Below are 20797 nucleotides of genomic sequence, written 5' to 3' on the forward strand. Positions count from 1 at the left end.
GTCGTCGGGGTCGGCGCTTGCTATTGATTGGGGTCAGAAATCAGAAGCGACGCCATGCTGAACAGCAAGCCAGCCGGTGAATCTACTATTGCGGTGATGCCATTCGCTTACTGCGCATGCCTGCGCTTCCTGCATCCGAAGCCCGGCTGATACTTCTTACCGTTATACCCATCACGCAGTAGGGTGCGGGGTCATACCCTGCTGCGTTTTCGCAAACCACTTCGTGATTGGTATAGCGGGCTCACTGCTGTAAGAAAAAAGGAAAGCAGTAGTTCTAATAGCTTTTGCAGTGACATTAATCATGCTGTCAATCCAACAAACCAAGATTTGTAGTATGTTAGCCCAACCCAATTACCGGACCCTTTAGCTTAGCCACCCAATGAGTTCATCCGCTACATCTATTCTCGACCGCAGCAACGTTACTATTTCCGGCGCTACCGGCCCTGGCACGCAGACCATCGTATTTCTGCACGGCCTCGGCGGCGACCAGCACGACTGGCGCTTCATCGCCCCGACCTATGAAGACAGGTACCAGGTGGTGCTCCTCGACCTGATTGGGGCCGGCCAGTCCGACCACAGCACCTACCAGCCCGCCACCACCCACGCCACGCTCGATGGCCACGCCACCGATTTGCTCGGCGTGCTCAGTGCCCTGGCCCTGCACGATGTCACGTTTGTGGGCCACTCGGTGGCCGCCATGATTGGCGTGATTGCCGCCGTGCGCGAGCCCCAGCGCTTTGCCAAAATGGTGTTGGTTTCGCCCTCCCCGCGCTTCATCAACGAGAAGGGCTACGCGGGTGGCTTCGAACAAAAGGATATCAACGAGCTGCTGGCTGCCATGGAGGCCGACTACAACGGCTGGGCACACGGCTTTTCGCCCGTGATGGTGGGCCAGCAGGACTCGCCCGAGCTGGCAATGGCCCTCACCAACAGCTTCGTGCGCACCAACCCCGAAATCGCCCGGCATTTCGCCCGCGTCACCTTCTTCTCCGACACCCGCGCCGAGCTGGGCTTCCTCACCATCCCCACGCTCATCGTGCAGTCGGCGCACGACGTTATCGCGCCGCTGGCCGTGGGCCACTACATCAACGAGCAGCTGGCCGACAGCCGCATAGTGGTCATCGAAACCAACGGCCACCTCCCCCACCTCAGCGCCCCGCAGCAAACCCTTTCGGCCATGGACCACTTCCTGCACCACGAAACCGTGCAGAACTAAGCCCGCCCACCGCTCCGGGCTCCCCGCCCCTCGCAAACCAGCCGGTTTGCGGGGGGCTTTTTTGTGGCTGGGGCTTGACTGCAAGCGAGGTAAAATGGCTTTGGTTGAGTTTTTGAGTTTTCATCACCCAACCAAGCGCCTAAGCCTTCTCCGTTTACCCCAAAAGCTGCCCGGCATGTTAAAAAACTGATTTTACCGGGCTGCCAAGCGTTTTGGGAAAATTGCTCCACCTTCCCCTTTAGTCCCATAATGGGAACAGTTTCTATCGGGGGGAGGGTAGGCTGTTGTTTTCCTCCCGAGCTACGCGGCCGCTTTGCTTCTCGCCTATTCTTTTTTGGCGGTGGCCTGATGTCGGGTGGTGCAACGAAGCCCTCCACCAATTCGTCGCGCCACCCGGCATCAGGCCACCGCCGCTTCTTCTATTGCATTCCTCCTCCCTACCCACCCCCGATTTATGAAGATTACCCCTGCCTCCGATGTACTCTCACGCAGCAACGTTCACCAAAGTGGTGAAGGAGCTCAGACAATGGTGCTGCTGCACTGCCTGGGCGGCAACCAGGGCATGTGGCAGCCGCTGCTGCCGGCCCTGGAAAAGCGCTACCGCGTGGTGGTGCTCGATTTGGTGGGCTGCGGCGATTCGGACGCGGCGGCCTACAGCACCGAGCGGCACAGCACACTGGCCGGCCACGCCGCCGACCTGCTCGATGTATTGCGGGCCCTTGGCCTGCACAACGTGCTGTTTATGGGGCATTCCGTTGGGGGCATCATTGGGGTGCTGGCGGCCATTGAAGAGCCCGGCCGCTTTGCCAGCCTGGTAATGATTTCGCCCTCGCCCCGCTTCATCAACGGCCACGACTACCAGGGCGGCTACGAGCGCGCCGATATTGAGGCGCTGCTCGGCGCCATGGAAACGGACTATCAGGGCTGGACGCGGGCATTTGCGCCAATAGTGGTAGGCGGCACTACCCGCCCCGAACTGCTCCTGACATTCACCAACAGCTTTGCCCGGACCAACCCCACCATCGTGCGCCATTTTGCCCGCGTAGCCTTCATGGCCGATGTGCGCGAGGACTTATCCCGCCTTACCATCCCCACGCTCATCGTGCAATCGGCCCGCGACGTAATGGCGCCGCTGGCCGTGGGCTATTACCTCAACGAAAACCTTATCGACAGCTGCATTGCCCTGATTGATACCAGCGGCCACTGCCCCCACCTCACGGCTCCCGCGCAAACCATGGCGGCCATCGATAAATTTCTGGGCTACCAGTTCCTGCGCGCGCGCACCGTGGCGAAGGCCATGCCTCCCCCCGACGCCCACTACCTCAGAGCCGCAGGCTAAACGCCAGCGGCTCGACAACCCAGGCCCCCACCGCGCCCCGGTACACCACCCGCACCCCCGCCTCCACGGGCGTGCGCAGCCGCAGCACGTTGAAGAGCACCAGCAAATCGGCCCCCGCGTTGCGGTAGTTGAGGCGGGCGGCGGTACCACGGTAGTCGTTGCCCTGGGCCACGTCGCCGAACACGGTGGCCCGCAGGCGCTGCACGTAGAGCAGGCGGCCCAGTTCCCAGTGCGTGAAAGCCAGCGGCAGGTTATAGTCGAAGCTGGCCACGGCCAGCCGGTCGAAACTGGTGTAGCCCTCCCCGCGCGGAATGGATACGGCGGGTGCAAACTGATACTGCAGCTGGTCCTGCCACTGGTAGCCGGCCCGCAGCCGAATGGCATGGTTGCGCGTCAGGCCCGGCAGGTAAAGGCTGCCCTGCGCCGCCCACTGCCGGGCCTCCAGCCCGGTGCCGAAGGGCGTGGTGCGCCAGGTGCTCAGAAAGGCGCCGCCCCACCTGGGGGCCACGCTGCGGGCGCTGCGCTTGAGCTGTGTGACGTAGCTCAGGGTGGTTTGCACGGCGTTTAGTGGCGAGTTGGGGCCGGTTTCGGAGAGCCGGCGGGCGGGCAGGTCGTAGCCGTACACCTGCTCGTGCAGGAAATAGGTGCCGAGCGAGAGCGCCTGCAAATACTTGGAATGCGTGAGGTTGAGCGGCAGCCGCAGGCCGGCTGTGAGGCGGGCGTACTGCCACTGGTCGCGGTAAGTAACGCCCCGGTAGATGATGGCCGCATCGCGCCCGCCATAGGTCACGTCGGCATCCAGCACCGGAAAGCGGCCCTGGTAGCTGAGCGCCCCGGTAGCGCTGAAGGTGCGCTCCGTTTGGTCGTAGCCCACGCCGGCAAACACTTGCGTGGTGTTCAGCAAATCCTGGGAGCGCAGGCCCACGCTCACGGCGTTGCCGCTGGGGCTTTGCACCACGCCGTAGCTGAACAGGTTGAAGGCGTGCGCCAACGGCGAATACCGCCGCACCCCGTAGCGCGGCAGGGCCGAATCGGGGCGGGCCAGCAGGCGCGGCACAGCCTGCCCGGCGGGTTCCTGCGCTGTGAGGGCGGCCGCGTACGGCCCGGCGATATCGGCGGTGGCGGTGGGCAGGGGCACCCAGGCGGTGGTATCGAGCAGCATTTCGACTACCCGCGCCCCGGTGGCCCGGTAGTCGTGAAAGGCCAGGGTGCGGCCATCCGGCGCCACGGCCACCTGGTAGGCGCCCAAGGGCCGCGAAGTCACGCGGTAGGTCTGGCCCGTGCGGGCACTCACGGCGTAGAGGTTGTCGATGCCCGATTGGGAGGAATTGTAGAGCACGAAATCGCGCCAGGGCTGCGGGTTGGCTAGGTTGAGGTTGGCCACGGGCAGCAGCGCTGTTGAAGTGCCAGTATTAGGGTCGAGCACGACAATGGTTTTGCCGGCGGCGCTCAGGGCCACGGCCACCAGGCGGCGGCCGTCGGGGTGCCAGCGGGGCTGCTGGTAGAAGTCGTTGGCGGGGTTGGGCAGGGTCTGGATTTCGGCCCCGCTTTCCGCATCCAGAATGACCAGGGCGTGGTGGTAGGCGGCATCGGTGCGGGCCGCTACCAGCCGGCGGCCGTCGGGCGAGAGGGCGGCGGCCGTGTAGCGCTGCCCGCGCCCGATGCGCGTGAGCCGCCCGGTTTTCAAATCCAGCACCTTCAGCTCCGAGGCAATGCGCTGGCCCCAGCGGGCGTGCTGCTGGTACTCGGGCCACACGGCCCGGCCGCCGTTCACCGACAGCATTTCGGGCAGGTTGAGCTGGCCCGGCGTGAACACCTTTTGCTCGGCTCCGTGCCGGCTCAGCAGCACGAATTGCGGAATGTAGTCGAGGCCGGTTTTCAGGGCCAGCACCGTGCTGTCGGTTAGGTACTGCGGGTATTGGTACTGGGCAAACACGTTTTGCGACGCCGCTACCGGTAGTTCGCGCACCGGCGTGGTGGTGGCTGCCAGCGCGACCTGCTCCCGCCAGGTCGAGTCAATTTCCGTCATGGTGCGGCCGTAGAGCTGCTCGACGGTGAGGCCGGTGGTGCGCCGGATGCCGTGGGAAAACGAGAACGGATAAAACGGAAACCGATAGTATTCATCCAGCACTTTGCCCCACACATCGGGGCCGTGGTGGGTTTTCAGGTATGAGGTCATGAAGTAGCCCAGCACGTACCAATCGGGCACGTTGTCGCGCAGGGAGCCGTTCACGGCCTTCTGATAGGAGTAGCGGCGACCAGCCAGCAGGTTGGCCCGCAGGCCCACGTTGAAGCTGGGGATGCGCCCGCGCCCGCTGCGCGTGAGGGCCGTTTCGGTACCTACGGCGTCGCCCTCAAAAAACCACTGCGGCACCCCTACCGCCGCAATGCCCAGCGCCCCATCGCCAAAGAGCGGCCCCAGCACCCGGCCCACGCCCTGCCGGGCCTTCTCGAACTGCCCTACGTGCCGGAACTCGTGCACCGCCAGGCCATCGAGCCAGTCCACGGTGCCCAGCCCAAACCCCTGCTGCGGCGTGGTAAAAAACTCGGCGTGCCGGGGCAGAAACGTCACGAAGCCGTTGCTGACCGTGGTCTGGTTCTGCAGCACCACCGCAATGGGACGCGGGCGCACGCCCAGCGTGGCCACGCCGGGGCCGTGCAGCTGCTCCAGCCGCGCCGCCGTGCGCTGCGCCGCCGAGTCAATTCCGCCCGCGTACAGCACCCGGAAATGCGGCGTCCGCACCTCGCGCCAGCGCAGCTCGGGCGGGTTCTGGGAAAGAATGGGCAGGCTTTGGGCACGGGCCGGGGCAATGGCAAACAGGCTCAGCAGCCCCGGCAGCAGCAAACGACGCATAGAATGACGGGAGGGAATTGGACGTAGGGAATGAATGGTAAAGAACGTCATGCCGAGCGCAGCCGAGGCCGGGCAAGTTCCTGGTGGGCAGCAGCACCTGCTTTGGCTTGTACCGTAGCCGCGCAACGCCGCACAAGCTAAATATGCGGCGGCCCGGCCGCCTACGCAACACACGATATAAGGCACTAAATTTTGAAAATCAGTAGTATGACCTTGTTGCAGGCCTCAGCCACGCCCGGCATCCGAACTAATTCAGATGCCGGGCAATGTGGCTGAAAATATAATTCATGTATCGACATCAAATGTAGCAACATTGATTATCTTTGTAATCTCAATTCACCTTTTCAACCCCAACGCCATGTCTGAAACCACCGCCACCGCCACCAAGTGGGCCATCGACCCTACCCACTCCGAAGTGCAGTTCAAAATCAAGCACTTAGTCATTTCCACCGTTACCGGCTCGTTCAAGTCCTTCCAGGGCACGATGCAGAGCGAGGGCGACACGTTTGAGAATGCCCAGGTAGAGTTCGAACTCGCCGTGGACAGCATCGACACCAACCAGGAAATGCGCGACGGCCACCTGAAAGGCGAGGAGTTTTTCGACGCCGCCAAGTTCCCGACCATCAAATTTGAGTCGACTTCCTTCACCAAGAAAAGCGACGATACCTATACCCTCGCCGGCAACCTCACGATGCGCGACGTGACCAAGCCCGTAACCCTGGAAGCCGAGTACGGCGGCACGGCCGTCGATTTCTACGGCAACACCAAGGCGGGTTTCGAGGTAACCGGCAAAATCAACCGCAAAGAGTTCGGTCTCACCTGGGGCGGCATCACCGAAGCCGGCGCCATCGTGCTCGGCGACGACGTGAAGCTGATTGCCAACGTGCAGTTTGCCAAGCAGGCCTAAGCGGTTTTCAGGTTCGTGTACACGTAGCGCGAACTTTGTAGTTCGCGTCCCCGCGCCGTTAGAACTGCTCTGACGGCGCGGGGACGCGAACTACAAAGTTCGCGCTACTGCTTGCTGGCCTCCTAAGCTGTACACAAACCTGGAAACTGCGCTAAGCGGCCCGGCTAAACGCTAAAAAGCGGCTGTTCCTTCGGGAGCAGCCGCTTTTTTTATGGTCGGATTATCAGCTACTCCACGCGAAGTGTGCCCTGGCCCTGGGCGGTCTGCCCGCTGCGGGACAGGCCTTCGGTGCGAAGCTGAAATGCGCCTTTGGCATCGGAGGTGAAGAAGCGTACTTCGGCCTGGCCGGCGGCATCAGTCTGCACGGTGGGGTTCCAGTAGAGCGTAGAGCGGCGGGCATCGGGAAACTCCCGGTTGGTTTTGGGCGCATCATAGCGCGGCACGTAGAATTCGCGGCCGCAGTAGTAGGCCGGCAAATGCAGCACGGCCACGCCCGGCGCGGGCACTGACGAGGGCTTGAAGGTGGGGCTGCCGCGCCGCGAATACACGGCAATAACGCCATTGGAACCCCGGCTGCCATAAATCGCGGCTTGGCCGCCTTTCAGAACTTCAATGCTTTCGGCATCAGTAGCCGGGAAGTAAGCCAGGGCGCTCACGTCCACGGGCACGCCGTCGAGCAGAAACAACGGAGAGGAGCTGCCAGCAAAGCTGGTGACGCCCCGAATCAACACGTTGGTGTTTTCGCCGGTGCCAGTGACGGTGACGCCCGCTACCCGGCCCTGCAGCATCTGGAGCACCGTGTTGCTTCCGCTGCCAGGATAATCGTCCATTTTCAGCACGGTAGCGCCGGTAGAAGGATAAATCCGGCGCGGGTCGCTGACCACAGCCTTGGCCCCCTTCACCGTAACACCGCCGAGGAGGATGGTTTTGGTGGTATCGAGCCGGAACTTGCGTTCGGCGGTGCGCTGCTGCTGGCTACGGGCCAGGGCATCGGCCAGCGCGGCCGGGACCTGTAGGGGTAGCGGGGCCTTGGGGCGGCGGGGCACGGGCGGGCCGGGGTCGAGGTGCAGCTCGGCATTGCGGCCGTCTTTGCCGGTGCGGGCCTGCAGCGTCACACGGATGGTGTCGCAGCCGCCAATGCCGTTGAACAGGAAGCGGCCTTCCTCGTCGGCCGTGGTGGCCATAAACAGCTTGGTGGGCGCGGTTTGCAGGAAGTTGAGTTTGCCGCCCGGCACTGGCTTGCCGTTGCGCTGCAATATCTGGCCCAGCACGCTCACCGAGCGCTCCACGCCAAAATCCTGCACCGGAGCCTTGTTGCTCAACACATTGGTCCAGGCAAAGCGCCGCCAGCCCTGCGTGAGCAACAGGGCATCGAGGTGCTGAGCGGTTTCGGGGGTGGGGTTCTGGAAGTAGTAGCCGGGGGTTTCGACGTAGCCCGCCAGGTCGGAGGTCAGCAACAGGTTGGAGGCAATGGTTTCGGCGTTGGCCTCGGCCACGCCGGCATCGGTCACGGCCAGGGAGAGGTTGGCGGCCACCGGTTCGCCGGCGGCATTGGCTACGGCCACGCGCACGCGCACCGGCTGGCGGCTGCCGTAGCTGGGCCGGTCGGGCGTGAGGGTAACGTGCAGGCCCGGGTCGGTTTGGGCAAAGGCCAGCCGCTCGGCCAGCGGCGCACCCTGCCCATCAAACAGCGTGAAATGCACGATGCCGGCCGGGAACTTGCTTTTCGGAATGCGGGCCGTGAACACCTCGGCTCCCGTTACCTGGCCCCGACCCACGTAGGCCGCCGTGCCGCGCACCTGGCCCAGCAGCAGCACCGGGCCGCCGCTGCCCCCCTGCTGCCGGATGGCCACCAGGTAGTCGTTGGTGAGGGTGATGACGTGCAGCGTGTAGCCACTGGCCTGCACCGCCGGCAGCGGCACCGTGAGGGGCACGGCCGCCGGGGCCAGTACCGCGTGGTAGCGCTGCCCCGCTACCGGGGTGAGCACGAATGTGCCCATGCCCAAATGACTGCTGCCAAACGCGGCAACGAGTTTATTATCCCCATCAAACACCTTGCCTTCCACGTCAATACCATGGGCGGCAAAGTCGGTGACTTTGAATGCCACGGTGTTTTCGAGCCCGGCCACCAGGTTGCCGCCTTCGGGGAAAAACTGCACGTCGGGCGGCGTGGCCACGGACTGGGCCAGCTGGCGGGCGGCGGTGGCACGGGCCCGCACGGCCGCCGGCTTCGAATCGGGGTTTTCGACCGGAGCAGCGGGCCAGATGGCCACCTGGCGGCTATAGAAAAAGGTGGGGCCGGCGTTGCGCATCCAGCTGGTATAGGCCCGCAGGGTGTAATTGCCGGGGCTGAGGGTATCAGGCAGGGCCACGTCGCCGGGGGCCAGGCCGGCTTCCAGGCGCAGGTTGCGGCGGGCCACCAGCTGGCTGTTGGCGTTCAGCAGCTCCACGTGCAGCACCTTGCTCAGGGTGTCGGGCTGGTGGCGGTCGGCGTCTACCACATAGGCTTTCAGCCAGATGGTTTCGCCGGCCGTGTACCAGGGCTTATCGAGGTGCAGGTAGGCTTTTTCGGGCAGGGCAGCGGCATAAAACCGCTGCACGCTCAGCACAATGCGGCGCACCACCTCATCGTCGGTGGGCGAGCGAAAGGCGGCGGCACTCAGCGCTACAATGGCCAGCAGGGCAGCCGACGGCCACGCCCGGCGCAGGCGTAAACGGGTAGAAAACGACATGGAACGGTGGAAAGAAACACAACGGAAAGGGCTTTCGGCAAGCGACACCAAATACCGCTGCTCCGAAACCGGCTCAATATAAGAGCGCCCGGCCAAATTGGTCGGGCGCGCCGGGCATTCCAGTAAGACGGACAAGGCCTTAGGCCGAGAGCAGTTCCTTATCCGGCACGCTCTGGTCCTTGAGGGTGGCGGTGCCGCGCTCCTTGCGCGTGATGCGCGAGTAGAGACTGATTTCCTGGTCGAACAGGAACATGAAGAAAAGCTTGGTGTAGCTGGTGTGGGCCAGCAGGGGCTCGTAGAACTCGGGGGCCACGGTTTTGAGCTTGGGCAGGTTGTTCCACGGAATGCTGGGCATGTCGTGGTGCTCGTTGTGGAAGCCCACGTTGAGGTTGATGCCGTTGAGGCGGCCGTAGTAGGAATAGGTTTCCTGCGAGTCGCTCAGGGTGAGGTAGTGCTCCTGAATCCAGCGGGCCCCAAGCGGGTGCAGGCCCACCGAAAACCAGAAGCTGAGGAACAGATACAGCAGGGCCGTCCAGCCGAAGAAGTACACAATGGCCACGTCGAAGGCAATTTGGGCAGCGATGTTGGCAAAAACGTACTTGTCGACGGTGGCAATTTCGCGGCAGCGGATGGTGCGAATAAGCTGAAATACCGGAAAGAAAAACAGCCAGATGGCTTTGCCAATGCTGTAGTTGTTAATCAGCTTGGCCTCGTACCAGTCGGGCAGGTCGGCATCGAGCTCGTGCACGCCCTGAAAAACGTGGTGCTTGATGTGAAAATTCTTGAAGCTGATGGCCGTGGGGAAAATCGACGGGAAATTGGCCAGAATGCCAGTGGCCACGTTCTGCCACAGCTTGCGAAACACCAGGTTGTGCGCCGCTTCGTGAATGACCACAAACAGCGTGTGCGAAAAAAACGCGCCCACCAGGTACGCCGCCGGAATGGTCCAGTACCAGGCCTGGCCACGCAGGAAGTACGCAATGGCCACCTGCGCCACCACGCAGCCCAGCCCGATGAGGAAGGTGGTGGGGTTGCGCGTCATCAGCTGCTTCACCTCGGGGTGGGCCTTGATAATTTGGCGGGTGCGCACGCGGTGCGGCTCGGGGGCCGTGGCCACGGTGAAAGCAGTAGGTGCTGAAGCCATAAAAAAGCAGAAGACGGGCGTGGTAAATGAGGACGCGCCCGGCCTTGCAGACAAAAATACGGCAAATAGGTTCAGCCCGGCTGCTGGCTACATCTGCTTTAGCCAGCCCTTCGCGGTGTCAACGTCGTCGAAGGTGGCCACCACCGGGCTACCGGCCGTGAACTGCAGGGTGAGGTCGGTGGAAAGACGGCTGTAGAGATTGGGCGAATAAACCCAGGCGAAGTACTGCAGGCCGGCGGCCGTCATGGCCGGAAACCAGTCTTTGCCGGCCCACTCGGCGGCATCGCTCCACATGCTGGTTACGCGGGTATTGTCGTTCAGCACCTTGTGGCAGCGCTGCAGTTTCATTAGCCGCAGCATTTCCTGGCCGCCCTGCTGCACACTGGCCAGGTCCTGGTTGCCGTGCCAGTCGGCCAGAAGCCACTCATTCAAATGGTCGTAGGAGAGCGTGATGTGAGGTGCTTCAAATAACGTTTGCAGGGACATAGCTTCAAATTGGATAGCAATAGCGCCTGCTACGGGAAGTACGTAGTAAAGGATGCAAACATGAATTTTTTGCTCATCTTTATTCGGCCCACCTCCCTACAAAGGCATAGGCCAATCGCTGCACCAGTATAAATACGGATACTGCTTCATTTCTCATCCTCCTGAATCTGCGCATTGGACAATTGATTTCGCAACCACGACGGCACTGTTGCGGTTGCCATTGCGGAGCCGGCCACCAGCACGGCCACCCCCACCAACCCGGACGGCTCCCAAGGCCGTACATTAAGAATCAAGGAGATTGGCGCGGGCTGTAAGGCCGGCCAGGCGTCAGCGTCTATCGTCGCAGCCATTTCCTTTCGGCATTCCTCTCTTCGTCTCATTTTCATGAAAAGTCAATTGAAATCCCTGTTTGGCATTGGCCTGCTGGCCTTCACGTTTGCCTGCGGCTCGCAGCAACCCGCCGATGCTCAGAACCCGCCGCGCTCCACGGCCGGCTTCGCACCCACCAACCTGACCGGGCTGGCCCAGGCCACCTTTGCCGGCGGCTGCTTTTGGGCGCAGGAAGAGGCCTTTGAGCAGCTAAAGGGTGTGAAGCAGGTAGTGAGCGGCTACGCTGGCGGCACCAAGGCCAACCCCACCTACGAGGAAGTGGCCGACAAAACCACCGGCCACACCGAAACGGTGCAGATATACTACGACCCCAAAATCATCAGCTACCAGAAGCTGGCCGACATTTTCTTCACCGCCTCGCACGACCCGACCCAGCTCAACCGCCAGGGGCCCGATGCCGGGCCGGAGTACCGCTCGGCCGCGTTCTACCGCACCCCGGAGGAAAAGAAAATCCTGGAAGCGACCATTGCCAAAGTCAACGCCGCGAAGGAGTACGACAGCAAGATTGTGACCCAGGTAGTGCCGTTTCAGAAATTCTGGCCCGCCGAGGATTACCACCAGGGCTACTACCGCCTGCACCCCGAAAGCTCCTACATTGTCCACGTATCGGCGCACAAAGTAGAGCACGTGCAGAAGCTATTTCCCAAAGACCTCAAAAACCCGCTGTAGGCGTTGGCTGTTTAGTTGACGTCCTACCAAAATGCCCTGGTCCGCAACGACCGGGGCTTTTTGATGGCCGTCGTGCACCCGCTTCCAGCAGCCTATCTTTGAAAGCGGAAGTGGCCGGCTGGTGGCTGTTTTCAATTGAATGTCCGCTCTTGATATGTCGTTTGCTACCCCACCAGCGCTGGATTTTGAGCTGCTGTTCTCGCTGCTGCCCGCGCCCCACGGCGTATTAGCACCCGATGGCACGGTGCTGCACCTGAACGCGGCCATGGTAGCCCTGCTGCCCGCCGGCACCGCGCCCGATGCCCTCATCGGCCAGCCGCTGGCCACCCTGCGCGCCGCCGCTGAGGCGGGTGGGGCCGTGCTGGCGGCCAGCACCGCCTGGGCTCCGGCCATGGCTGCCGCGCTCGCCGGCACGGCCCAGGTCCTGATGCCGGCCCCGGTGCCCGCCGGCCTGGGCGCGCCGCACGGCTACTGGCAGGCCACGCTGCAGCCCATTCCGCCGCCGCAGGCGCGCTATGTGCTGCTGCGCCTGCTCGATGTGACGCCGCAGCTGCACAGCCAGCTGGTGGCCGAGCAGGAACAGGAGCGGTTCCGGTTTCTGGCCGAAAGCCTGCCGCAGCTCGTGTGGGCCACCAACGCGCAGGGCGAGCCTGATTATACCAATCAGCGCTTCATGGCCTACACCGGCCACGACGTGCTGCAAATGAGCGAAGCGGAAAAAGCCGTTTTGTGGCAGCAGATTATTCATCCCGATGACCTGGCCGGCATGTATGCCCGCTGGGGCGAGGCGCTGCACAGCACGCAGCCCTTCGAGCTGGAGTTCCGGATGCGCGGCGTGGCGGGCGAGTACCGCTGGTTTCTTTCGCAGGTAGTGGCCCAGCGCGGGGCCGATGGGCAGGTGCAGCGCTGGTTTGGCCTGTGCACCGATATAGACGCCCGCTACCGCGCCCAGGTGCTCGTGGATGACCAGCAGCGCCACATGCAGCGCATTCTCGACCAGCTGCCGCTCACCATCACCGCGATGGAAGCGCCCGATTTTCGGTTTACGTTTCTCTCGGCCCGCGCCCGCGAGCAGATGGGGCCGCGCGTTAGCATTGGTACTTCCGTAGCCGAGAGCCTGCCCGAAATTGCCGACCAGGGCTACCTCAAGCTCCTGCAGCAGGTAGTGGCCACCGGCCAGCCGGTGCTGGGCCATGAGGAGCGCTCCATCCTCACCGACCCTGCCACCGGCGAGCTCCGCGAGCATTACAACAACTTCGGCTACCTGCCCCTGGCCGGCGAGCCCGGGGCCGCCCCCGGCGTGCTGGCCTACAGCCTCGACGTGACCGAGCAGGTGCAGGCCCGCCAGCGCAGCGAAGACCTGCTCGCCGAGGCCCGCGCCGCCGACCAGCGCCTGCGCCACGTGACGGAAAGCCTGCCGTCCATCACCTTCATCAGCGACCAGACCGGGCAGGTGCTCTACCTCAGCCCGCAGTGGTATGCTTACACCGGCACCCAGCTGGGCGACGACCTGGCCGATGCCTGGACTGCCTGCCTGCACCCCGACGACAGCGCCCGCGTGGCCACCGAATACGCCGCCGCGCTGGCCGCCGGCACGCCCTGGCACTACGAGCTGCGCCTGCGCCGCCACGATGGCGCGTACCGCTGGTTTATGAGCCAGGGCGTGCCCGAGCCGCTGGCCGATGCCGTGGGCCGCCCCCGGCAGTGGTTCGGCTCCGACCTCGACATTCACGAGCTGCACGAGGCCCGGTATCGCCTCGAAGTGAAAGACCGGCAGCTCAGCCAGATTCTGGCCCAGGCCCCAGCGTTTATTGCCACGTTTGAGGGCCCCGACCACCGCTATTCGTTCTTCAACGCTGGCTACTACCAGCTGATGAGGCCCCGCCCCCACCTGGGCCAGCCCGTGGCCGAGGTGCAGCCCGAAGTGGCCAGGCAGGGCTTTCTGAAGCTGCTCGACCGCGTGTACCAGACCGGCAAGCCTTTTGTGGGGCACGAAACGCTCATTCGGCTGCCCGGCCACCACCCCGCCGAATCCCTGACGGAGCACTACTTCGACCTGAACCTGGTGCCCCTGCGCGACAACCAGGACCGGGTGTATGGGGTACTGAGCTTTGCCCTGGAAGTGACCGAGCGCGTGCACGCCCGCCAGCACGCCGAGGCCCTGGCGGCCGAAATGAACCGCCGCAACGAGCAGGTGAACGCCATCACCGCTTCGGTGCCGGTGTTCATTTTCAACTTCGACCCCAGCGGCTACATCACCTACACCAACCCGTACTTTTACGAATACACCGGCCTGAGCCCGGCCGCCGCGCCCAACGCGGCCTGGGACTTCCTGCCGCCCGACGACCGCGCCGCCGTGAGCACCGTGGCCCAGGCGGCCATGGCGGCCGGCGAAGCCTGGCAGGCCACCTTCCGCTGCCGCCGGCACGATGGCGAGCTGCGCTGGTTTCAGACCAAAGTGCAGCCCTACACCAATGCCACCGGGCAGCTGGCCGGCTTCAGCGCGGCCACCGTGGAAATCCACGACCTGCACGAGCGCACTGAGGAGCTGACCCGCAGCCGCACCGACTTTGCCGCGCTGGCCGACAACATGGCCCAGCTGGCTTGGATGGCCGATGCCACGGGCTATATTTTCTGGTATAACCAGCGCTGGTACGATTACACGGGGGCCACCCTGGCCACCATGCAGGGCACAGGCTGGCAGGCCGTGCACGACCCCACCCTGCTGGCAGACATCAATGCCCGTTATCTGGCGGCCATTCAGGCCGGGCAGCCGTGGGAAGACACTTTCCCACTGCGCCGCCACGACGGCGAGTACCGCTGGTTCCTGAGCCGCGCCCGGCCCATCCGCGACGAAGCCACCGGCGCGGTGGTGCGCTGGTTTGGCACCAATACCGACGTGACCGAGCTACGCCACCTGCAAACCCAGCTGGCCGCCAGCGAGGAAGAGCAACGCATTCAGGCCGAGAGCATTCCGCAACAGGTGTGGACGGCCCGGCCCGATGGCACCGTGGATTTCTACAACCACCGCACGGCCGCTTACCTGGGCGAGGCCATGGAGAAAAACGGCGCGGCGGAGTGGCTCAGCTTCGTGCACCCCGACGACCGCGCCCCCATGCAGGAGCGCTGGCAGGCCGCCATTGCCAGCCAGCGCTACTACGAGGCCGAATTCCGCCTGCGCCGCTACGACGGCCAGTACCGCTGGTTTCTGGGCCAGGCCCAGGCCCGCCGCGCTCCCGGTGGCCACATTCTGAAATGGTACGGCACCAACACCGACGTGCACCAGCAGCGCGTGCTGCAGGAGCAGGTGCTGGCCAGCCAGGCCCGCTTCAAGCAGCTGCTCGAAACCCTGCCCCAGATGGCCTGGACGGCCCGGCCCGATGGGGGCGTGAACTACTACAACCAGCGCTGGTACGACCTGACGGGAGCCACGTTTGCCGAACTGCAGGAGTGGGGCTGGGAGCATTTTATTCATCCTGATGACCTTGCCGGCATTCTGCAGCACTGGCGCCATAGCCTGCGCACCGGCGAAACCTTCACCAACGAGCACCGCTGGCGCAACCAGCAGGGCCACTACCGCTGGTTTATGGCCCGCGGCGAAGCCATCCGGGATGCCCACGGGGCAGTGGTGCTGTGGGTGGGCACCAACACCGACGTGCACGATTTGAAGCAGGCCCAGCACCAGCTCGAAGGCCAGAATGCCCGCCTGCGACGCACCAACGAGGACCTGGACAATTTCATCTACACGGCCTCGCACGACCTCAAGCAGCCCATCAACAACATGGCGGGCATTTTTGAGGAGCTCACCCGCACGGCCTATTTCCGCGACCCCGACGCCATCAAGCTCATCGGCTACTTTGAGCGCGCCCTGGCCCGGATTTATGCCACCATCGACGACCTTAGCGCCATTGTGCAGGTGCAGCGCCAGCAGCAGGAAATGCCACCCGAAGCCGTGAGCCTCAGCCAGCTGACGGACGAAATACTAGCCAGCCTGCACGACCAGATTGCCCAGACCGGGGCCACGTTTGCGCTGGATTTTGCCACGTATCCGGTGGTCACCTTTGTGCGCCTCAACCTGCAAAGCGTCCTGTTCAACCTCATCAGCAACTCGCTGAAGTATGCCGCCCCCGGCCGGCCGCCGCGCATCCGCCTCAGCAGCACCCCCGATGCCCTCACCGGCCGCCCCACCCTCACAGTGCAGGACAACGGCTTGGGCATCGACCTCGACCGCTTTGGCCCGCAGCTCTTCCAGCTCTTCCGCCGCTTCCATCCGCAGGTCGACGGCACCGGCATGGGCCTCTACCTCGTCAACCGCATTGTGCAAAACCACGGCGGCCGGCTCGAAGTGAGCAGCAAGGTGGACGAGGGCACCACGTTTCAGATTTATTTGTGAGCAGGAAAATTGAATTTATTTGTCATCCTGAGCGCAGCGAAGGACCTTATCACGCCCGAACGATTTGCAGTAATCTCAATTGGCGCAGGCGTGATAAGGTCCTTCGCTGCGCTCAGGATGACAAACGACTTTTGGCCCTTAGCTCCTCACCCCCCATCCCCCTCCCACCGTGCTCCAGTCCAAGCTCCCCGACGTTGGCGTCAGCATCTTCACCCAAATGACCCTGCTGGCCCAGGAAACCGGGGCCATCAACCTGGCGCAGGGCTTTCCCGATTATGACCCGCCGCAGGAGCTGCTGGAAGCCCTGGCCCGCCACGCCCGCACCCCCGGCCACCACCAGTATGCGCCCATGCCCGGCCTGCCCCGGCTGCGCGAAGCCATTGCGGCCCAGGTAGCCCGCCTCCACGCCGACGCCCCCGCCCCCGACCCGGCCACCGAAATCACCGTCACGGCCGGGGCCACCGAGGCGCTCTATGCCGTGCTGGCCGCCGTGGTGCGCCCCGGCGATGAGGTGGTGGTGTTTGAGCCGGCTTATGATTTGTACGGGCCGGCCATTCGGCTGCAGGGCGGCGTGCCGCGCTATGTGCGCCTGCCCGCCCCCCACTTCCGCCCCGACTGGGACGCCGTGCGCCGGGTGGTGTCGCCCCGCACCCGCCTCGTACTGGTGAACACGCCCCACAACCCCAGCGGGGCCCTGTTCACGGCCGACGACTGGCACGAGCTGGCCCGCCTCCTCGATGGCACCGATGCACTGGTGCTCAGCGACGAAGTGTACGAGCACCTCGTGTTCGACGGCGCCCCGCGCATGAGTGCCCGCCAGCACCCGGCCCTGCGCGAGCGCAGCTTCGTGCTCTCATCCTTTGGCAAAACCTACCACGCCACCGGCTGGAAGGTGGGCTACTGCATTGCCCCGCCCGCCCTCACGGCCGAGGTGCGCCGCGTGCACCAGTTCCTCACCTTCGCCGTGAGCACGCCCACCCAGCACGCCCTCGCCGACGCCCTCACCGCTGATGCCACCGATGCCCACGCCCGGGGCCTGGCCGGCTTCTACCAGCAGAAGCGCGACGAATTTCGGGCCCTGCTCGACGGCGCGGGCTGGGACCTGCTGCCCGTGCCCGGCGGCTATTTCCAATTGGCCCGCTACGATGCTTTCTCGCCCGCCAGCGACCTGGCCTTTGCCCAGTTTCTGGCCCGCGACAAGGGCGTGGCCGTGGTGCCCGTTTCGGCCTTCTACCACGATGGGTTCGACGATGGCCTCATCCGGTTCTGCTTCGCCAAGGAATCGACCACGCTGCAGGCGGCGGCGGCGCGGCTCCGTCAGTAGCCGCCGGCCCGCCTCGCTCGCAGGCTGCTGATTTTCAATTGCCCGCTTTTTTCCAAAGAAGCGGGCAGTTCTATTTCCGACGCTCAGCATGCTGCGGCCCGGGCCCGGTAAGTGGCTCCATTTCTCGCAGTAGCCATCCATATTCTGGAGGCCTGCTGGGTGGAAAGTAGGGTTCAAGTGGCCGATACCAGCCTGCAACACCGGGCAAGCAGCACGATTGCCGGGGCTGGCGTTGCCCGCTTTCAACTGTGGGAAAAGGCCTGTGGCCTGCAAAACCGGTGTTATGGTCGTCACCCCCTTTCCAAAAGGGCCGGCACACGAAGACAAGCTCAGCTATTACCGGTTGCCCCCCTTCAACGAGGGAGTGCTTTAGGTTCTTTTTATAAATTCCCAATTCTTGGAAAAAACCACTTTTAAATATGGATGAAACCGCCCGTGCATTACATTGGCCTGAAGTATGCACTAATGGTCTCGCCCCTTCTATCATTCCCAAAAACAACCTTTCAGCCGCTTAGCCCATCCAGCACCAGGGGGCGTTCGCCGAGTATTTAACACTGTTAAACTCGTCAACACCCCATTGCCATTCGCTATTTATTACAAATTCATACCTTTCGAAATATTGAAAGCTGAACAATAAACCCATTCGGCTTTTTTCTATTCGCCTAACACTTCCCACCCGTGTCATTTGAACTAGAAATGGCGGCCGGCCTCTCCGCCGCTACGCCCGCCCCCGCCCGTGTTTCCTACGACCACGTGGTACTGCCCGGCGACTTCCCCGACCCCACCGTCACCAAAATCGGCGATACGTACTGGGCCAGCGCCACTTCGGCCGAGTGGGGCGCGGTGTTCCCGCTCTTCACCTCGAAGAATTTGCTGGATTGGGAATTAGTGGGCCACGTTTTCCCCGAGAAGCTGCCCGACTGGGCCGGCTCCAACTTCTGGGCCCCCGAGTTTTACTACGAAAACGGCCGCACCTACGTGTACTACACCGCCCGCAAAAAGGGCGGCATGCTGTGCGTAGCCGTGGCCAGCGCCGACCACCCTGCCGGCCCCTATACCGACCACGGCCCGCTGGTGGGCCAGGAAGCCGGCTCCATCGACGGCTTTGCGATGCCCGACGAGCACGGCAACCTCTACCTCATCTGGAAGGAAGACGGCAACTCCTGCCACCAGGACACTCCCATCTGGGCCCAGCGCCTGAACCCGGAGCGCACCGCCCTCATCGGCGAAGCCACCGAGCTGTTTGGCAACGATGCGAAGTGGGAAGGCCCGCTGGTGGAAGGCTCGGCCCTGGTGCGGCACAACGGCTGGTTTTACATGTTTTATGCCGGCAACAGCTGCTGCGGCAAGAGCTGCAACTACGCCACCGGCGTGGCCCGCTCCCGCCACCTGCTGGGCCCCTGGGAGAAGCACGAGCAAAACCCCATCCTCGACCGCAACACCACCTGGAAATGCCCCGGCCACGGCACCGTGACCGAGCTGGACGGCCGCTGGTTCCTGCTGCACCACGCCTACGCGGCCGAAAGCCACGAGTTTGTAGGCCGCCAGGGCCTCCTCAGCGAGTTTACCTGGAACGAGCAGGAATGGCCCGAGTTCGTGCACCGCAGCCCCCAGGCCCCGGCCCTCACCAACATGGCCCGCTTCAACGTGGCCGATGAGTTCGCGGGCGACCGCCTGGGCCTGGCGTGGCAGTGGCCCATTGGCCAACAGCCCACCACGGCCGTGCGCCACGGCCAGCTGCACCTCGCCGCGCAAGACTCGCGCCTCGGGGCGCTGGTGGCGCGCCGCACGCACGCCGCCACCTACAAGGCCGCCACTACCATCGACTTCGCCAGCCTGCCCGCCGACACCTTCGCTGGCCTGGCCGCCGTGGGCGACCCCTACAATGCCCTGGCAATAATGGCCGGCAACGGCCAGCTCCAAATATGGCACCTGAAAAGCGGCAAGCAGCAGTGCCTGGCCACTATTTTCATCGATGCCTGCCCTACTCTATCGCTGCGCCTCGAAGTATGGGGTGGCCAGCGCTACCGCTTCGCCTACAGCACCAACGGCGCCACCTGGCAGCCCCTGCCCACCGAAAACTTCACCCTGAACGGCACCTACCTTCCGCCCTGGGACCGGGGCGTGCGCGTGGCGCTGGTAGCCCAGGGCGATGCCGACAACACGGCCACGTTCAACAATTTCATCATCTGCAACCAGCGGTAGGAAGTCTGCCTTTGCTCTTTCGGAGCACTGCTCTTTCGGAGTTATACTCCGAAAGCCTCCTGCCGGGGGCTTGCAGCCCCCACCGTCAGACCATTTTAGAGCAGTTTTCAGGTTCGTGTACACGTAGCGCGAACTTTGTAGTTCGCGTCCCCGCGCCGTATCAACGATTCACTAACGGCGCGGGGACGCGAACTACAAAGTTCGCGCTACTGCCTGCTGGCCTTATAAGCTGTACAAAATCCCAAAAACTGCTCTAGTTCAACAATTGGGAGTAAAACTCCCTGGCAGGCGGCTTTCGGAGTGCAACTCCGAAAGAGCAGAGTCACACCCAAAACAGCAACGCCCGGCACATCAGTGCCGGGCGTTGCTGTTCTTACGGTTTTAAGCTATTGTCCTAGCGGCGGTGCTTGGTCTTGCTCTTCGTTTTCGAAGGGGTGGATTTCGTGGTGGCTTTGTGGACCGGGCTCTTTTTGGCGCTGGTCTTCTTGGCTTTCGAAGCGCTGCTGTGGGTGGCTTTGCTGCTTTTGCTCTTCGAGGTGCTTTTGCTGGAATGCGCGGTCGATTTGGTTTTCGATTTCGACGAAGCCGACTTGCTTTTGCTCTTGCTACTGCTGTGCGCCGTCGATTTGTGCGCTTTTGATTTGCTGCTGTGACTGCTGTGACGGGCGGCGCGGCGGGCTTCGGCCCGAGCCTCGGCGCGGGCTTCGGCTCTGGCCTCGGCGCGGGCTTCTTCGCGGCGGGCGGCGGTACGGCGGGCGGCCAGGGCTTCGGAGTGGCGCGCCTCATAGCTGCGGGCGGTGCGGGCCGGCATGGTGGCGGCTTCATCGGTGGCCTCGGCGTAGTGGGCCGTGGCATCCGACTCAGGCGATGCGGTGTTGTCTTCGTTGCTGGCTTTGGCGGCGTCGGCCACGATTTTCTTGCGGCGCACCGGCATCAGGAAATCACGCTCGGCGCGCTCGCGGAGGCTGAGGTTTTCCTCGCCTGGCAGCTTCGTTACGGGGGTTTGCTTCTCGTTTTGGGCTTGGGCACTGCTCCAGGTGAGCAGTAGCAAAAGGAAGGCAAATAGGTGCTTCATAGACGAATAAAGAAATATCAACAGTAGACAAAGCTACACCGCACCCCGGTTAAATGCAAGGGT

The 20797-nt window shown here is 63.4% G+C and carries 12 protein-coding genes; 7 read left to right on the forward strand and 5 right to left on the reverse strand.

All coding sequences use genetic code 11. The features are described from left to right. The first annotated feature begins 379 nt into the window (after positions 1-379). Positions 380-1216 carry an alpha/beta fold hydrolase gene (locus HBN54_RS01015; protein WP_168671285.1) on the forward strand — a complete coding sequence of 279 codons (837 nt, stop codon included), beginning with the start codon at positions 380-382 and terminating at the stop codon, positions 1214-1216. A 454-nt stretch (positions 1217-1670) separates the two neighbouring features. Further along, positions 1671-2555, forward strand: a complete 885-nt coding sequence (locus HBN54_RS01020; RefSeq protein ID WP_168671286.1) for an alpha/beta fold hydrolase — start codon at positions 1671-1673, stop codon at positions 2553-2555. Here the strand turns inward: HBN54_RS01020 and HBN54_RS01025 are convergent. Then, on the reverse strand, positions 2539-5409 hold the full coding sequence (locus HBN54_RS01025) for a TolB family protein (RefSeq protein WP_168671287.1): 2871 nt from the start codon (positions 5407-5409) through the stop codon (positions 2539-2541). The two genes, HBN54_RS01020 and HBN54_RS01025, sit on opposite strands and share 17 nt — an antisense overlap. Before the next feature lie 358 nt (positions 5410-5767). On the opposite strand from HBN54_RS01025, the gene HBN54_RS01030 reads away from it, so the two are divergent. Further along, positions 5768-6316: a YceI family protein gene (locus HBN54_RS01030; RefSeq protein ID WP_168671288.1), complete on the forward strand. Its 549-nt coding sequence runs from the start codon at positions 5768-5770 to the stop codon at positions 6314-6316. Between the two features lie 227 nt (positions 6317-6543). Here the strand turns inward: HBN54_RS01030 and HBN54_RS01035 are convergent, their stop codons facing one another. From HBN54_RS01035 to HBN54_RS01045, 3 genes are all read right to left on the reverse strand, one after another. After that, a complete protein-coding gene (locus HBN54_RS01035) occupies positions 6544-9048 on the reverse strand; it encodes a TonB-dependent receptor plug domain-containing protein (protein WP_168671289.1) in 2505 nt (834 codons plus the stop codon). Positions 9049-9187: 139 nt separating this feature from the next. After that, the gene (locus HBN54_RS01040) at positions 9188-10192 is read right to left on the reverse strand and encodes a fatty acid desaturase (protein WP_168671290.1); all 1005 of its coding nucleotides are present in this window, start codon (positions 10190-10192) and stop codon (positions 9188-9190) included. A gap of 87 nt (positions 10193-10279) precedes the next feature. Then, the gene (locus HBN54_RS01045; protein ID WP_168671291.1) at positions 10280-10678 is read right to left on the reverse strand and encodes a hypothetical protein; all 399 of its coding nucleotides are present in this window, start codon (positions 10676-10678) and stop codon (positions 10280-10282) included. Positions 10679-11062: 384 nt separating this feature from the next. Between HBN54_RS01045 and msrA the strand changes: the two genes are divergently transcribed. The 4 genes from msrA (at position 11063) to HBN54_RS01065 (ending at position 19659) form a co-directional block, all read left to right on the forward strand. Beyond that, the gene (msrA, locus tag HBN54_RS01050; RefSeq protein ID WP_168671292.1) at positions 11063-11737 is read left to right on the forward strand and encodes a peptide-methionine (S)-S-oxide reductase MsrA; all 675 of its coding nucleotides are present in this window, start codon (positions 11063-11065) and stop codon (positions 11735-11737) included. Positions 11738-11876: 139 nt separating this feature from the next. After that, entirely contained in the window at positions 11877-16130 is a 4254-nt protein-coding gene (locus HBN54_RS01055) for a PAS domain-containing sensor histidine kinase (protein WP_168671293.1), read from the forward strand. A 169-nt stretch (positions 16131-16299) separates the two neighbouring features. Further along, on the forward strand, positions 16300-17454 hold the full coding sequence (locus HBN54_RS01060) for a methionine aminotransferase (RefSeq protein ID WP_168671294.1): 1155 nt from the start codon (positions 16300-16302) through the stop codon (positions 17452-17454). 678 nt (positions 17455-18132) lie between these two features. Further along, positions 18133-19659, forward strand: a complete 1527-nt coding sequence (locus HBN54_RS01065; RefSeq protein WP_317170063.1) for a family 43 glycosylhydrolase — start codon at positions 18133-18135, stop codon at positions 19657-19659. Between the two features lie 394 nt (positions 19660-20053). Here the strand turns inward: HBN54_RS01065 and HBN54_RS01070 are convergent, their stop codons facing one another. Further along, entirely contained in the window at positions 20054-20734 is a 681-nt protein-coding gene (locus HBN54_RS01070; protein WP_168671295.1) for a hypothetical protein, read from the reverse strand. Positions 20735-20797: the final 63 nt, after the last annotated feature.

The sequence above is a fragment of the Hymenobacter artigasi genome, assembly GCF_012275535.1.
Classification (GTDB): domain Bacteria; phylum Bacteroidota; class Bacteroidia; order Cytophagales; family Hymenobacteraceae; genus Hymenobacter; species Hymenobacter artigasi.

Excerpts from the sequence above, each read along its gene's own strand:
- HBN54_RS01030 (WP_168671288.1), top strand. The coding sequence starts at position 5,768 with ATGTCTGAAACCACCGCCACCGCCACCAAGTGGGCCATCGACCCTACC.
- msrA (WP_168671292.1), top strand. The coding sequence starts at position 11,063 with ATGAAAAGTCAATTGAAATCCCTGTTTGGCATTGGCCTGCTGGCCTTC.
- HBN54_RS01035 (WP_168671289.1), bottom strand. The coding sequence starts at position 9,048 with ATGTCGTTTTCTACCCGTTTACGCCTGCGCCGGGCGTGGCCGTCGGCT.
- HBN54_RS01025 (WP_168671287.1), bottom strand. The coding sequence starts at position 5,409 with ATGCGTCGTTTGCTGCTGCCGGGGCTGCTGAGCCTGTTTGCCATTGCC.
- HBN54_RS01015 (WP_168671285.1), top strand. The coding sequence starts at position 380 with ATGAGTTCATCCGCTACATCTATTCTCGACCGCAGCAACGTTACTATT.
- HBN54_RS01045 (WP_168671291.1), bottom strand. The coding sequence starts at position 10,678 with ATGTCCCTGCAAACGTTATTTGAAGCACCTCACATCACGCTCTCCTAC.
- HBN54_RS01055 (WP_168671293.1), top strand. The coding sequence starts at position 11,877 with ATGTCCGCTCTTGATATGTCGTTTGCTACCCCACCAGCGCTGGATTTT.
- HBN54_RS01020 (WP_168671286.1), top strand. The coding sequence starts at position 1,671 with ATGAAGATTACCCCTGCCTCCGATGTACTCTCACGCAGCAACGTTCAC.
- HBN54_RS01040 (WP_168671290.1), bottom strand. The coding sequence starts at position 10,192 with ATGGCTTCAGCACCTACTGCTTTCACCGTGGCCACGGCCCCCGAGCCG.
- HBN54_RS01070 (WP_168671295.1), bottom strand. The coding sequence starts at position 20,734 with ATGAAGCACCTATTTGCCTTCCTTTTGCTACTGCTCACCTGGAGCAGT.